Origin of the sequence: Bosea sp. OAE506 (assembly GCF_040546595.1) — a bacterium.
Classification (GTDB): domain Bacteria; phylum Pseudomonadota; class Alphaproteobacteria; order Rhizobiales; family Beijerinckiaceae; genus Allobosea.
This window is the reverse complement of sequence record NZ_JBEPOB010000001.1, coordinates 1,924,498-1,937,733: the sequence shown is the minus strand read 5'-3', so window position 1 is coordinate 1,937,733 and position 13,236 is coordinate 1,924,498. Positions and strand designations below refer to the sequence as shown.

General features: G+C 68.1%; 14 protein-coding genes. 8 read left to right on the top strand and 6 right to left on the bottom strand.

Going from position 1 to position 13,236, the window contains the following annotated elements:
- Positions 1–29 precede the first annotated feature (29 nt).
- On the top strand, positions 30–434 hold the full coding sequence (locus ABIE41_RS09350; RefSeq protein ID WP_354193418.1) for a DUF1036 domain-containing protein: 405 nt from the start codon (positions 30–32) through the stop codon (positions 432–434).
- 22 nt (positions 435–456) lie between these two features.
- Here the strand turns inward: ABIE41_RS09350 and ABIE41_RS09345 are convergent, their stop codons facing one another.
- Positions 457–2,235 (bottom strand): ABC transporter transmembrane domain-containing protein, encoded by a 1,779-nt coding sequence (locus tag ABIE41_RS09345; RefSeq protein ID WP_192643907.1) that lies wholly within the window; start codon positions 2,233–2,235, stop codon positions 457–459.
- Between the two features lie 148 nt (positions 2,236–2,383).
- On the opposite strand from ABIE41_RS09345, the gene rpmE reads away from it, so the two are divergent.
- On the top strand, positions 2,384–2,620 hold the full coding sequence (gene rpmE / locus ABIE41_RS09340) for a 50S ribosomal protein L31 (protein ID WP_192643908.1): 237 nt from the start codon (positions 2,384–2,386) through the stop codon (positions 2,618–2,620).
- A gap of 115 nt (positions 2,621–2,735) precedes the next feature.
- Here rpmE and rcdA read toward each other — a convergent pair whose 3' ends face one another.
- Both rcdA and ABIE41_RS09330 read right to left on the bottom strand, forming a co-directional pair.
- Positions 2,736–3,263 (bottom strand): protease adaptor protein RcdA, encoded by a 528-nt coding sequence (gene rcdA / locus ABIE41_RS09335; protein ID WP_354191853.1) that lies wholly within the window; start codon positions 3,261–3,263, stop codon positions 2,736–2,738.
- Positions 3,264–3,555: 292 nt separating this feature from the next.
- On the bottom strand, positions 3,556–3,756 hold the full coding sequence (locus ABIE41_RS09330) for a DUF1192 domain-containing protein (protein ID WP_192643909.1): 201 nt from the start codon (positions 3,754–3,756) through the stop codon (positions 3,556–3,558).
- Between the two features lie 249 nt (positions 3,757–4,005).
- Between ABIE41_RS09330 and ABIE41_RS09325 the strand changes: the two genes are divergently transcribed.
- Together ABIE41_RS09325 and ABIE41_RS09320 are read left to right on the top strand one after the other, a co-directional pair.
- Complete coding sequence (locus ABIE41_RS09325; RefSeq protein WP_192643910.1) at positions 4,006–4,731, top strand: DUF1013 domain-containing protein; 726 nt, start codon at positions 4,006–4,008, stop codon at positions 4,729–4,731.
- 47 nt (positions 4,732–4,778) lie between these two features.
- A complete protein-coding gene (locus ABIE41_RS09320; RefSeq protein ID WP_192643911.1) occupies positions 4,779–5,663 on the top strand; it encodes an MBL fold metallo-hydrolase in 885 nt (294 codons plus the stop codon).
- Between the two features lie 22 nt (positions 5,664–5,685).
- Here ABIE41_RS09320 and ABIE41_RS09315 read toward each other — a convergent pair whose 3' ends face one another.
- A complete protein-coding gene (locus tag ABIE41_RS09315; protein WP_192643912.1) occupies positions 5,686–7,596 on the bottom strand; it encodes a propionyl-CoA synthetase in 1,911 nt (636 codons plus the stop codon).
- Between the two features lie 176 nt (positions 7,597–7,772).
- Between ABIE41_RS09315 and ABIE41_RS09310 the strand changes: the two genes are divergently transcribed.
- A complete protein-coding gene (locus ABIE41_RS09310) occupies positions 7,773–8,537 on the top strand; it encodes a sulfite exporter TauE/SafE family protein (RefSeq protein ID WP_192643913.1) in 765 nt (254 codons plus the stop codon).
- 98 nt (positions 8,538–8,635) lie between these two features.
- Positions 8,636–10,264 carry an acyl-CoA synthetase gene (locus ABIE41_RS09305; protein ID WP_192643914.1) on the top strand — a complete coding sequence of 543 codons (1,629 nt, stop codon included), beginning with the start codon at positions 8,636–8,638 and terminating at the stop codon, positions 10,262–10,264.
- 6 nt (positions 10,265–10,270) lie between these two features.
- Here the strand turns inward: ABIE41_RS09305 and ABIE41_RS09300 are convergent, their stop codons facing one another.
- Together ABIE41_RS09300 and ABIE41_RS09295 are read right to left on the bottom strand one after the other, a co-directional pair.
- On the bottom strand, positions 10,271–11,923 hold the full coding sequence (locus tag ABIE41_RS09300) for an OpgD/OpgG family glucan biosynthesis protein (RefSeq protein ID WP_354191852.1): 1,653 nt from the start codon (positions 11,921–11,923) through the stop codon (positions 10,271–10,273).
- A 152-nt stretch (positions 11,924–12,075) separates the two neighbouring features.
- Positions 12,076–12,264, bottom strand: coding sequence for a YdcH family protein (locus ABIE41_RS09295; RefSeq protein WP_067992327.1), 189 nt, complete (start codon positions 12,262–12,264; stop codon positions 12,076–12,078).
- A gap of 231 nt (positions 12,265–12,495) precedes the next feature.
- Here ABIE41_RS09295 and ABIE41_RS09290 point away from each other — a divergent pair, with 231 nt between their 5' ends.
- Positions 12,496–12,714, top strand: a complete 219-nt coding sequence (locus tag ABIE41_RS09290; protein ID WP_192643915.1) for a YdcH family protein — start codon at positions 12,496–12,498, stop codon at positions 12,712–12,714.
- Between the two features lie 194 nt (positions 12,715–12,908).
- On the top strand, positions 12,909–13,208 hold the full coding sequence (locus tag ABIE41_RS09285; RefSeq protein WP_192643916.1) for an aa3-type cytochrome c oxidase subunit IV: 300 nt from the start codon (positions 12,909–12,911) through the stop codon (positions 13,206–13,208).
- Positions 13,209–13,236 lie beyond the last annotated feature (28 nt).

The window sequence follows — 13,236 nt, the reverse complement described above, 5'->3', positions numbered from 1 at the left end:
GGGGGATTTTGATGAGGATTGCAGCCTTGGTGGCCTTCGCCGCCGTGATGTCGGTCGGTACGCCGGCCCTAGCCCAGCAGCAGCAGACCGAGATCGTCTTCTGCAACAAGACCGGATCCAAGATCTTCACCGCGCTGGCCCATGTCCCCCAGACGACCAAGAAATGGACGCTGACCGCCTGGCAGACGATTCCCGCCGGAGGCTGCAAGAGCGTTGCCCGCTGGAACACGGCCCTGTTCTACTACTATGCCGAGAAGGAAGGCCGGACCCTGCACTGGCCGGCCCAGTCCGGCGTCGACAAGACCTTCTGCGTGCCGACCCGCGCCATCACGCGCGAGATCGTCGGCGGCACCTGCCTGGCGGGCGAACGCAGCGTCGGCTTCAAGGGCACCGTGCCCAACGCGGGCAAGTACACGATCAACCTGGGCTCCTGAGCGCGGCGCGCCGAGGCGGCGCTTACGCCGCCTCGAGCCCGAACTGCAGCGCCGCCAGCCGGGCATAGAGCCCGCCGCGGGCCTTCAACTCGGCATGGGTGCCCTCCTCGACGACGCGGCCGTCCTCCATCACCAGGATGCGGTCGGCAGACAGGATCGTGGCGAGCCGGTGCGCGACGACCAGCGTCGTGCGCCCCTTCATCAGCGCGTCGAGCGCATCCTGTACCGCGCGCTCGCTCTCGGAATCGAGCGCGCTCGTGGCTTCGTCGAGCAGCAGGATCGGCGCGTCCTTCAAAACCGCGCGCGCAATGGCGAGGCGCTGGCGCTGCCCGCCCGACAGCGTCACGCCGCGCTCGCCGACGATGGTGTCGTAGCCATCGGGCAGGTCGCGGATGAAGCCGTCGGCCGCCGCCAGCCGCGCCGCCTCCTCGACCTCGGCCCGCGTCGCATCGGGCCGGCCATAGGCGATGTTGTCGCGCACCGAGACGCCGAAGACGGTCGGCTCCTGCGGCACCAGCCCGAAGCGCTGCCGCCAGGCTTCGGGATCGACCACAGGCCCCGCCATGCCATCGACGAGGACGCGCCCGGCACTGGGATCGTAGAAGCGCAGCGCCAACTGCAAGACCGTGCTCTTGCCGGCGCCCGACGGGCCGACCAAGGCGACCCGCTCGCCCGCCCGAACCGAGAAGGTGAGGTCCGACAACGCCTCGACGGTTCGCCCCGGATAGCTGAAGGACACGCGCTCAAAAGCGAGTTCGCCACGCGCGGGCTGCGGCATCGGCGCCGGGTTCGGCGGAGCGGCGATGGTCGGCTTCAGCGCAAGGATTTCGCCGAGCCGCCCGGCCGCCCCCGCCGCGGCCGAGATCTCGCCATAGACCTCGGAAAGCTGGCCGAGCGAGCTCGCCGCCAGCACCGCATAGAGCAGGAACTGCGACAGCCGCCCGCCGCTCATCCGCCCCTCGAAGACCTCAGTCGCCCCCGTCCACAGCACCCAGACCACGCTGGCGCTGACGAGGAAGATCGCCACACCCGAGAGCAGCGCGCGCGATGCGGTCGCGGCGCGCGAGGCGTCATAGGCCTCGTCCGAGGCCTGGCCGAAGCGGGCCGCCGTCTGCCGGGAAGCGCCGAAGGACTGCATGGTGCGGATCGCGCCGACCGCCTCAGAGGCGAAGGCCGAGGCGTCGGCCAGCCGGTCCTGCGCCGCCCGGGCGCGCCGGCGCACCGAGCGTCCGGAGAAGACCAGCGGCAGCACGATCAGCGGGATCGCGCCGATCACGATGGCCGAGAGTTGCGGGCTGGTCGCGATCATCAGCGAGAGCGCGCCGATCGTCATGATCGCGTTGCGCAGAGCGATCGAGGCCGTCGAGCCGAACGTCGCCTTGATCTGCGTCGTGTCGGCGGTCAGCCGGGAGACGAGGTCGCCGGCCCGACTCGAATCGAAGAAGGCGGGCTCGAGCCGGGTCAGATGGGCGAAGACGTCCGTGCGCAGATCGGCGACGATGCGCTCGCCCACCGTCATGACGAGGTAGAACCGCGCCGAACTCGCCAGCGCCAGCACCGCGACCACGCCGATCAGCAGTACGAAATAGCTGTTGGCGAGCTGCTGCTCGCCGCCGGAGAAGCCGACATCGATCACCCGCCGCACCGCCACCGGCAGCGCCAGCGTCGCCGCCGAGGCGATCACGAGGGCCAGCAGGCCGAGCGCGATCCGTGCGCGATATCTCAGGGCATAGGGCCAGAAGGACGCCAGGGAACGGAAATCCGGCCGTGCTTTGGTGTCGTCTTTTTCGGCTGCGGGCACGCGTCTTTGTCCTGTTCTGCTTGCGCTGTCGGCCCGGCTGAGATATGTGCACGCGACTTCACGACAGGCTCATACGATTTTTTCGACGGGCCGGGCAGGCTTGCCTGCTTGTCGACCACGCCCGTTTTCGACGTTTGAGGATTTAGCCATGGCCAAGACCGGCATCCACCCCGACTACCACACCATCAAGGTCGTCATGACCAATGGCACGGAATACTTCACGCGTTCGACGCTCGGCAAGGAGGGCGACACGCTCAACCTCGACATTGACCCGACGACGCATCCGGCCTGGACCGGCGGCTCGCAGCAGATGCTCGACCGTGGCGGCCGCGTTTCGCGCTTCAACTCGCGCTTCTCCGCCATCGGCGCCCTCGGCAAGAAGTGATCTGCCGGCGGGTTCGCCCGCCTGCCCTGATCTGAATCAAGAACGGCCCGGTCTTTCGACCGGGCCGTTTCGTTTTGGGGTGGGTTGCGGCGCGGCGATCCGCCGCGCGCCAAAGTCAGAGCGCGAGGCCGAGGCGGGCCTGCAGGCTGGCGAGCTGGTCCTTGACCGGATTGGCCTTCTCGGCCGGCGCCGGGGCGCTCATCTGGCCCTCGAGATGGCGGATGCGGGCCTGCAGCCGGAAGGAATGGGCGATCAGGTCGCGCAGGCCCTGCGGCAGGCGCTCCAGCTCGGCCGCCGTGCCGGACACGCCGGTCTCGGGGATGCGGACCTTGGCGTTCTCGGCGCGCGCCTGCTCGGCGGTCATCTCGCCCTCCGCGACTGCGCGCTGAACCAGCAGCCAGGAGGCGATCTGCATCAGCCGCGTCGTCAGCCGCATGCTCTCGGTGGCATAGCCGAGAGCGACCTCGCGCGGCAGCGCCGCAGACTGGGCCCTGCCCTCGCCGTCGAGATAGGCGGCGGTCTGCTCGACCAGCCCCATGCCCTCGCGGAACAGCACCATGAAAGCGTCGGACTTCACGAAGCCGCGTGCGAAGGAGATCGCGCCGTCGTCGCTGGTGGTCTCGCGGATCATCAGGTCGTTCATGGCCTTGTCTCCCATCGGCACAACGCCGTGTCCGCATGGCACGCGTCACGGCTCATGCCGTCGATGTCGCAAGGATAGCGCCGATGGGCGGGGGCCGCGTCGGTAACGTCCGGTTAACCTTAACGCGGGTAGAGACCATAAAAAAAGAGCCGCCCGAAGGCGGCTCGAAGGTCAACAGGGAGGCGTCAAACAGAGCGGGCAGGAGCCACTCGCATCCAGACAAACTGGATGATGCGATTCATACTTTGGAATCGTTAAGGAGCCCTTAACGCCGGCGCCATCTGCCGCTTTTTCAGCCGGGTTTCCGGAAGAACGCATCGGCTGCGCTGCGCGAGGCGTCCTTCTTCGCCCGCGCCTCGTTCAGCCGCTCGATCTCGGCCTGCAGTGCCGCCACGCGCAGATCGATCTCCGCCAGCGACAGCATCGACAGATCCTGCCCGATTTCGTGAACGGGCTTGGGCTTGGGACGGTCATCGTCGGAAAACAGGGACATCGGCGGCTCCATCGGCTCGGTTGACGAAGGTTACCGCCCCGTCGGGCCCTGCGCCACCGGGGCTGAAGCGTCCCCCGTCGCACCGCTTTTTCTTGGACAGGCGCACGGTGCGCGTCTATAAGCCGGCCATCCTGTTCATCGTCGATGATTTGGATGGCCGGCCGAAGAGGCCGGTCGGCGCCCGAGAGCTATTGTCCGCGACGTTGACCCGGCCCCAGCGCCGGATTCCGAGATTCCAGGAGACAGCCCGTGTCGTTACCTCCGCTGATGCCGAAAGCCACCGCGGTCTGGCTGGTCGAGAACACGTCCCTGACCTTCGAGCAGATCGCCGAGTTCTGCAAACTCCACCCGCTCGAGGTGCGTGGCATCGCCGATGGCGAAGTCGCCGCCGGCATCAAGGGGCTGGACCCGATCAATTCCGGACAGCTCACCCGCGAGGAGCTCGAGCGCGCCGCCAAGAATCCGGCCCACCACCTCAAGCTCGCCGAGCGCAAGGTGAAGGTGCCCGAGATGAAGAAGACGAAGGGGCCGCGCTACACCCCCGTCTCGAAGCGGCAGGACCGGCCCAACGCCATTCTCTGGCTGCTGCGCAACCATCCCGAGCTCAAGGACGCGCAGATCATCCGCCTGATCGGCACGACCAAGTCGACGATCGCGCAGATCCGCGACCGCACCCACTGGAACGCCCAGACGCTTTCGCCGATCGATCCGGTCAGCCTCGGCCTGTGCTCGCAGATCGATCTCGACTTCGAGGTCGGCCGCGCCGCCAAGGACCGCCCCGCCGCCGTCGCCGAGATCGGCTCGACGCTGCTTCCCGCCGAGGAGACCACGGCGCCGGAGCCCGCACCGCTCAGCCAGACCTTCGCCGATATGGGCAAGCCCAAGCGGGAGGAAGAGGCGGCGATCGACGTCGACTCTGTCTTCGCCAAGCTCAAGCAGATGAAGCGTCCGGTCGACGAGGACGACGAGGCCTGAGGCGTCTGCGTCTTGCCGATGGCGGCTCGCGCTGACACCCTGCCGGAATGAGTGCCGGACTAGCCTTCACCTTTCTGGGAACCGGCGCGCCGCCTGTCAGCCTGCGGCGCGCCGGTCCCTCCCATCTCGTCGAGGCCGGCGGCTGCAAGCTGCTGATCGATTGCGGTTCGGGCGTCAGCCAGCGGCTTGTGGCAAGCGGCCATCGCGGCGCCGACATCGACCTGCTCATCGTCACCCACGAGCATTCCGACCATCTGGTCGACTTCTATCAGCTCGTCATCTCCTCCTGGCATCAGGGCCGCAGCCGCCCCTGGCGGGTGCTGGCGCCGGCCCCCGCACTGGCCAATCTGCGCGACCAGTACGAGGCCTTCGCGCGCGAGCGCCGCCTGCGCATCGCCTTCGAGCAGCGCCCGGATGCCAGCGGCCTCGACGTCGTCTTCGAGGAACTGCAGGAGGGGCCGGTCGCGGGCCTCCAGGGCCTCTCGGTGACGGCGTTCCTGGTGGACCACAAGCCAGTGGAGCCGGCCTTCGGGCTGACGCTCAGCGACGGCACGAGCCGGATCGTTTTCTCCGGGGACACCCGCCTCACCCCGACGCTCGAGCAGGCCGCCGAGACTTGCGATCTGCTCGTTAGCGAAGTCTATGTCGAGAGCCAGATGCCGGTCGTCGCCGGCATCCGCACGGCCGCCACCGTCGCTGCGGTGAAGAGCTACCACATGACGCCGCAGGTGGTCGGCGATCTCGCGCGCAGGAGCGGTGCGAAAGCCTTGGCGATCACGCATATCGTGCCGCCTGCGGCCGATACGGCGCTGGTCGCGGAGGAGATTCGCGCGAGCGGCTATGCCGGGCCGCTGATCATCGGCGAGGATCTGATGCGGCTGGACTGGCCGCAGCGCCTGCTCCGATGGAACGGCGCGACCATCGGCTTCTAGCCCTGCGATCCGCGCCGGCCCCCTACCCCAGCCCCTTCGCCTTCAGCGCCAGCCCGATCTCGTCCAGCACCGCCGGATCCTCGATCGTCGCCGGCATGGCGTAGTCCTCGCCATCGGCGATCTTCTTCATCGTCGCGCGCAGGATCTTGCCCGAGCGCGTCTTGGGCAGCCGCCCGACCGTCAGCGCCAGCCGGAACGCGGCCACGGGTCCGATCTTATCGCGCACCAGCGCCACCAGTTCGCGCTCGACTGCATCCGGGCTTTGGGTGATGCCGGATTTGAGCACGACGAAGCCGCAGGGCTGCTCGCCCTTGACCGCGTCGCGGATGCCGACGACCGCGCATTCCGCCACCGCCGGATGCGAGGCCAGCACCTCCTCCATGCCCCCCGTCGAGAGGCGGTGGCCGGCGACATTGATGATGTCGTCGGTGCGCCCCATGATGAAGACATAGCCGTCGGCATCGATGAAGCCGGCATCCGAGGTGTTATAGAAGCCCGGATAGGCGGCGAGATAGGATTCGACGAAGCACTCTTCCGCCTGCCACAGGGTCGGCAGGGCGCAGGGCGGCAGCGGCAGCTTGATCACGATCGCGCCCATCGTGCCGGCCGGCACCGGCCGCCCGCCCTCGTCGACGCATTGCACGTCATAGCCCGGCATCGGCACCGTCGGGGAACCCGGCTTCACCGGCAGCAATCCGAGGCCGATCGGGTTGCCGACGATCGGCGAGCCGGTCTCCGTCTGCCACCAATGGTCGATCACCGGCACCTTCAGGATGTCCTGTGCCCAGACCAGCGTGTCGGGATCGGCCCGCTCACCCGCCAGGAACAGCGCCCGGAAATGCGAGAGATCATAGGCCGGCAGCAGGCTCGCCTGCGGGTCCTCCTTGCGGATGGCGCGGAAGGCGGTGGGCGCCGTGAACAGCACGACCGCCTTGTGCTCGGCGATCAACCGCCAGAAGGCGCCGGCATCGGGCGTGCCCACCGGCTTGCCCTCGTAGAGCACCGAGGTCGCGCCCTGGATCAGCGGCGCATAGACGATGTAGCTGTGGCCGACGACCCAGCCGACATCCGACGCGGTGATCATCACCTCGCCGGGCTTCACGCCGTAGAGATTGTCCATCGTCCATTTCAGCGCGACCAGATGGCCGCCATTGTCGCGCACCACGCCCTTGGGCTTACCCGTGGTGCCGGAGGTGTAGAGGATGTAGAGCGGGTCGGTCGCCGCGACGGGGACGCATTCGGCGCGGCGCCCTTGCGCCTTGGCGGCCGCGACCAGCATGCGCCAGTTCTTGTCGCGGGTGGCGTGCATCGACGCCTCGACCTGCGGCCGCTGCAGGATCAGGCAGGTCTGCGGCTTGTGCGCGGACAGCTCGATCGCCTGGTCGAGCAGCGGCTTGTATTCGACGACGCGGCTGGGCTCGATGCCGCAGGTCGCGGCCAGGATGACCTTGGGCGTCGCATCCTCGATGCGCGTCGCCAGTTCCTTGGCCGCGAAGCCGCCGAACACCACCGAATGCACTGCGCCGATGCGGGCGCAGGCGAGCATGGCGAAGGCTGCTTCCGGCACCATCGGCATGTAGAGGACGACACGGTCGCCCTTGGCGACGCCGAGGTCCTGCAGCACGGCCGCGAGCGCCCCGACCTCGTCGAGCATCTGCGCATAGGTGAAGACGCTCTTGGTGCCCGTGACCGGGCTGTCATGGATCAGCGCCGGCTGCTCGCCGCGCCCGTCGCGCACATGCCGGTCGAGCGCGTTGAAGCACGTGTTGCAGGTCGCGTCCGGGAACCAGCGGCCATAGGCGCCCTGGGCGGGATCGAAGATGCGCTTCGGCGGCGAGATCCACTCGATCGCCTGGGCGGCCTCCGCCCAGAACCCCTCCGGATCGGCCTGCCAGCGCCCATAGACTTCGCCGTAGCGGCCCTGCTCCGTCATGGCACCTTCCCCCTCGCTTTTTTGTTGTCGCCATCCCTTCACAGAGGCACGGCGCGCCGTCGAGAGCGACTTTCGCACATGGCGCCCCCGCGCCCTTGATCTTCTACCGCGGCGCGGGAGATGCCACGGTTGATCTGGCGCAAGCGCCGCCCTTCGCCTTTCGGACCTCCCTCACCATGCTGCTCGACCCCGCCTTCTTCGCCGCCATGGTGCCGGCGGTCATCCTGATGGGCCTGTCCAAGGGCGGCTTCTCGGGGCTCGGCCTGCTCTCGCTGCCGCTGATGGCGCAGGTCGTCTCGCCGGTGACGGCGGCCGCGATCATGCTGCCGGTGCTGATGTCGCAGGATGTCGTGACCGTCTGGTCCTACCGCCGTGATTTCGACCGCCGCACGCTGGCGACGCTCCTGCCGGGTGCCGCGCTCGGCATCTTCGCGGGCTATCTGCTGGCGGCGCGTGTGGCCGATGGCGCGGTCGTACTGGCCATCGGGCTGATCTCGGTCGTCTTCGCGCTGCGCAATCTCGTCTCCGGCGGCAAGGCGGAACTGCCGCCGACACGATCGAACTATCCGCAAGGGACTTTCTGGGGCGCACTCTCGGGCTTCACCAGCATGATCGCGCATGCCGGCGGCCCGCCCTACCAGATCTACACCATGCCGCTGCGGCTGCCGCCGGCCGTCTTCGTCGGCACCGGGGCGCTGTTCTTCGCGCTGATCAACATCATCAAGGTCGTGCCCTATATCGCGCTCGGCCAGTTCACGACCGCCAACCTCACCGCCTCGCTGGCGCTGCTGCCGGTCGCCATCGTCTCGACGGTGGCGGGCGTCTGGCTGGTCCGGAAGGTCCCGGTGAAGCGCTTCTACCGGATCATCTACAGCCTGCTCCTGCTGGTCGGGCTGAAACTCACCTATGACGGGCTGAACGGCCTGCACTGGCTCGGCTGAGGACCGCCCACGCACGCGCCCCCTTGCGCGCGATGGGCCGAAGGGATGGATTATCGCCGGGGCCCGCAGAGGCTAAGCCGAACGGGAGGGGACACCGCATGACCATATCCGCCTATGACACCGATCTCGACCGCAACCCGGCCAACCACCAGCCGCTGACGCCCCTGCCTTTCCTCGAGCGCGCGGCGAGCGTCTATCCGGACCACATCGCGATCATTCACGGGCCCCTGCGCCGCAGCTATGCGGATTTCTACGCCCGCTCGCGCCGGCTCGCCTCGGCGCTCGCCCGCCACGGCATCGGCAAGAACGACACCGTCGCCGCCATGCTGCCCAACACCCCGGCGATGCTCGAATGCCATTACGGCGTGCCGATGTGCGGTGCCGTGCTCAACACGCTCAACACCCGCCTCGACGCCGCGATCATCGCGTTTTCGCTGGATCACGGCGAAGCCAAGGTCCTGATCACCGACCGGGAGTTCTCGAAGACGATCAAGGAGGCGCTGGCGCTGTGCAAGGCCAAGCCCCTGGTCATCGACTATGACGACCCCGTCTATGACGGCCCCGGCGAACGGCTCGGCAGCATCGAATACGAGGCGTTCATCGCCACCGGCGATCCGACTTTTGCCTGGCGGATGCCCGACGACGAGTGGGACGCGATCGCCCTGAACTACACCTCCGGCACGACCGGCGACCCCAAGGGCGTTGTCTATCACCACCGCGGCGCCAATCTGCTGGCGACCTCGAACATCCTCACGGGCCAGATGGGCCGGCACCCGGTCTATCTCTGGACGCTGCCGATGTTCCACTGCAACGGCTGGTGCTTCCCCTGGTCGATCTCGCTGGTCGCCGGCACCCATGTCTGCCTGCGCCAGGTCCGCGCCAGGGCGATGTACGATGCGCTCGCCGACCATGGCGTGACCCATCTCTGCGGCGCGCCGATCGTGATGTCGGCCCTGCTCAACGCGCCCGCCGAGGAGCGCCGCGACTTTCCGCAGACGGTCTCCTTCTTCACCGCCGCCGCCCCGCCACCGGAGGCCGTGCTCGCCGGCATGAAGCAGGCCGGCTTCGAGGTGACGCATCTCTACGGGCTGACGGAGTGCTACGGCCCCGCCGTCGTCAACGACTGGAACCGTGACTGGGATGCGCTGCCGGCCCCCGAGCAGGCCGTGCTGAAGGCGCGCCAGGGCGTGCGCTACCCGGCGCTGGAAGGGCTCGACGTGCTCGACCCCGAGACGATGCAGCCGGTCCCGCGCGACGGCGCCACGATGGGCGAGGTCATGATGCGCGGCAATGTCGTGATGAAGGGCTATCTCAAGAACGCGAAGTCGACGCAGGCCGCCTTCGCCGGCGGCTGGTTCCACACCGGCGATCTCGGCGTGCGCTATCCCGACGGCTACATCCAGCTGAAGGACCGCTCCAAGGACATCATCATCTCCGGCGGCGAGAACATCTCCTCGATCGAGGTCGAGGACGCGCTCTACAAGCACCCGGCGATCCAGGCGGCCGCCGTCGTGGCCCGGCCCGACGACAAATGGGGCGAGACGCCCTGCGCCTTCGTCGAGTTGAAGCCCGGCCAGTCCGCGACCGAAGCGGAGATCGTCGCCTGGTGCCGCCAGCACCTCGCCGCCTTCAAATGCCCGCGGACCGTGGTCTTCACCGAAGTCCCGAAGACCTCGACCGGCAAGATCCAGAAGTTCCGCCTGCGCGAGATGGCGAAGGCCCTGTGAGCGCGCTCATTCCTTGGCCGGCGCGGGCGCAGGCGGCGCCGGCGCCGGCGCCGTCCAGGTGTTGATCCAGGTCTCCGAGAGGGTCCGCCCCCGGGCCCGCAGGAACAGCCGGAGTTCGGCCGTCTGCCCGTCCGGCAGGCTGGCATCGACGATGCAGCGGAAACCGCCCGCCGCCGGATTCGGCTGCAGGATGCGCGTGCCGATCGAGCCCGCCGTCACCGACGCCTCGAGTTCCACCCGCCCGGGATCGGCCAGGTAGTAGCCGAGATCGCCGCCGGCGAAGTCGACGATGAAGCGCTTGGTGCCCTGGCCGGCGACATGCCCATCCTCGATATCCGACCCCGCGAAGCTGTGCCGCGTCTGCGCGTAAGGGTGCAGATCATCCGTCGTGGACAGGGCGGTGATGCGGTAGCGGAACTCGGACGGCTCTCCGGTCGGAAGCGGCGTGTTCGGCGTCCAGCAGGCGCCAATATTGTCGAAGGCCTCGTTGTCCGTCGGGATCTCGATCAGCTCGATGCGCCCCTCGCCCCACTCGCCCTGCGGCTCGACCCAGTAGCCTGGCCTTGCATGGTAATGCGCCTCGAGGTCCTGGTAGTTCCCGAAGTCGCGGTCCCGCTGCATCAGCCCGAACCCCTTCGGATTCCGGTCGCCGAAGCTCGAGATGCGCAGACCCTTCGGGTTGCGCAGCGGCCGCCAGATCCACTCACCGCTGCCGGCCTGCATCATCAGCCCGTCCGAATCATGGATCTCCGGGCGGAAATCGCTGCGCTGGGCGAGATCGCCCTCGCCGGCCTGAAACATCGAGGTCAGCGGCGCGATGCCGATGCGCTCGATCACCTTGCGTGGAAAGATCGTGGCGGTGACGTCGACATGCGTCGTGGCCCCGGGCCTGACGACATAGCGATAGGCACCGGCCACCGAGGGCGAATCGAGCAGGGCGTAGATCACCAGATCCGCCGAATCGCGCGAGGGCTCCTCCAGCCAGAGCGCGCGCATGAAGGGAAACTCCTCCGGCTGCGCACCGCCAATGTCGAGCGCCAGCGAGCGGGCCGAGAGCCCGTAGCGATGACCGCGCCCGATCAGCCTGAAATAGCTCGCGCCGAGAAAGGAAATGACCTCGTCCTGCACCCGCGGATCGTTGAGATTCGTCGTCACCGCGAACCCCGCGAAGCCGAGCGAGGGCGAGAGCCCCTTGGGCACCGGCACCTTCCCGTATTCGAACAGGGAGGTGGTGAAGGGGATCGGCATCGCCGCGCCATGGTTGATGACGTGGAGTTGCACCGGCTTGTCGTGCAGGAAGCCGAGATGGAACGGCAGGAGCCGGAAATCCGAGCCACCTTCGCGCCAGAAGGCCTTGTCGCGGCGGAAGCGAATCTCGCGATAGCTGTCATAGGTCAGCTGCGAGAGCTCGGCGGGAATGCCCGCGCCATCCTTGTCGAAGGGCCGCTCGCCGAGCTGGCGCGCCCGCGCCACGACGTCGTCATAGCCGAAGCTCTTCTGCGGCCCGGGCGCCGGCGCCTGCGCGCCCGCCGGCAGCGCGACGAAGGCGCTGGCGGAAGCGAGCAGCCCCAGCAGAGACCGGCGCGAGCGCGCACCGCCCCTGTCGGGCTCCGCATCGCGGCCCGCAGCCGAGCGTTCATCGGGGTCAAACCGCATCATTTCTGTCCGTCCTGCTGGTGCTGCAGCCCCAACAGGAACCGGAGGCGGAAGTTCCGGCTCGCCCGCGGCCGGCCCGTGCAGCCATGAAAAAACCGGCCCCTTTCGGGGCCGGCCGGAACACGCGACGCAACTTCGGCCCGGTGGGCCGGCGCTCAATGGAGCGTTCGGTCCGGCATGGTCTGCCGCACCCGCTCGATCTCCTCCTTCAGCAGCAGCTTCTTTCGCTTCAGCTCGACCACGGTCAGACCGTCGGAGGAGGGGCGGGCCACGGCCTGGGCGATGGCTTCCTCGAGCTGACGATGCTTGCGTTCGAGTTCGACGAGATGGGTCTGCAGCGACATCTGGATCCTCCTGATGAGCGGTTGACGCGATCAATGTGACATAGAGCCGGCTTCACGTCTGCCGGATGGTCCCGCCGGACGGCATGACATTCTGTGATCGTGACCGACTCCTTTCTCCGGCCGCGCGAATGCGACGTGCCGCACCCGCAGGGCCGTTCCCGCACTTGCGGGGCGCCCGGCGTCTGACCATAGTCGCCGCCAATCGCGGCGATGATGGGACGGCGGCACTCCATGGGATTCGAGCTCAGCCCTGACGAGGTCGAGGCCTTCACCACGGAACTGGCCCGGCTGCGCGAGGAGCATCGCGACCTCGACAGCGCGATCGACGCGCTGGAGCGTGTCGGCGCCATCAATCAGGTCCAGGTTCAGCGGCTGAAGAAGCGCAAGCTCTACCTCAAGGACCGCATCTCGCAGATCGAGGATGCGCTGACCCCCGACATCATCGCCTGAGCATCGCAAAAGGCGCGATCGTGGATGCGGTTTTTCGTCCGGCTAAATCGATTTACATGGCCCATCCGCTGCAGTAGAGGCGTTTCGCTGCGGGGGCGGACCGCCCTTGCGGAAGGCTGGCCGCGGCGCTCCGTTGCCGACCTCCCGCAGGTGCGCTACACGGCATGCGACGAGCTTTTTCTCAGGATCAGACCATGGCCGATCACGGACACTCCGCTTCCGACATTCCGCAGATGGACTACCGCGAGCATGAGCGGACCTATCAGGGCTTCATCCACTTCGCCGAAGTCGGCACGGTCGCCTGCCTCGCCATCGTCGCGGTGCTCGCCGTCGGCGGCACCAAGCATGCCTGGGGCATCGCCATCATCGGCACGCTGCTGACCCTCGTCGCCACCGGTGTCGGCATCGCCTCGAAGTCGATCGGCTGGCGCGCGCCTGCGGTGCCGCTGGCCCTGATGCTGCTGGCGCTGCTGCTCGTCTCCGCCCCGCACTGATCCCGCCCGAACACACGCGCCGAGAGGT

Bases quoted from the DNA above. Each gene is read 5' to 3' on its own strand.
- ABIE41_RS09315 (WP_192643912.1), bottom strand. From the start codon at position 7,596: ATGACGGAGCAGGGCCGCTACGGCGAAGTCTATGGGCGCTGGCAGGCC.
- ABIE41_RS09295 (WP_067992327.1), bottom strand. From the start codon at position 12,264: ATGTCGCTGCAGACCCATCTCGTCGAACTCGAACGCAAGCATCGTCAG.
- rcdA (WP_354191853.1), bottom strand. From the start codon at position 3,263: ATGAACGACCTGATGATCCGCGAGACCACCAGCGACGACGGCGCGATC.
- ABIE41_RS09320 (WP_192643911.1), top strand. From the start codon at position 4,779: ATGAGTGCCGGACTAGCCTTCACCTTTCTGGGAACCGGCGCGCCGCCT.
- ABIE41_RS09330 (WP_192643909.1), bottom strand. From the start codon at position 3,756: ATGTCCCTGTTTTCCGACGATGACCGTCCCAAGCCCAAGCCCGTTCAC.
- ABIE41_RS09310 (WP_192643913.1), top strand. From the start codon at position 7,773: ATGCTGCTCGACCCCGCCTTCTTCGCCGCCATGGTGCCGGCGGTCATC.
- ABIE41_RS09290 (WP_192643915.1), top strand. From the start codon at position 12,496: ATGGGATTCGAGCTCAGCCCTGACGAGGTCGAGGCCTTCACCACGGAA.
- ABIE41_RS09285 (WP_192643916.1), top strand. From the start codon at position 12,909: ATGGCCGATCACGGACACTCCGCTTCCGACATTCCGCAGATGGACTAC.
- ABIE41_RS09305 (WP_192643914.1), top strand. From the start codon at position 8,636: ATGACCATATCCGCCTATGACACCGATCTCGACCGCAACCCGGCCAAC.
- ABIE41_RS09300 (WP_354191852.1), bottom strand. From the start codon at position 11,923: ATGATGCGGTTTGACCCCGATGAACGCTCGGCTGCGGGCCGCGATGCG.
- rpmE (WP_192643908.1), top strand. From the start codon at position 2,384: ATGGCCAAGACCGGCATCCACCCCGACTACCACACCATCAAGGTCGTC.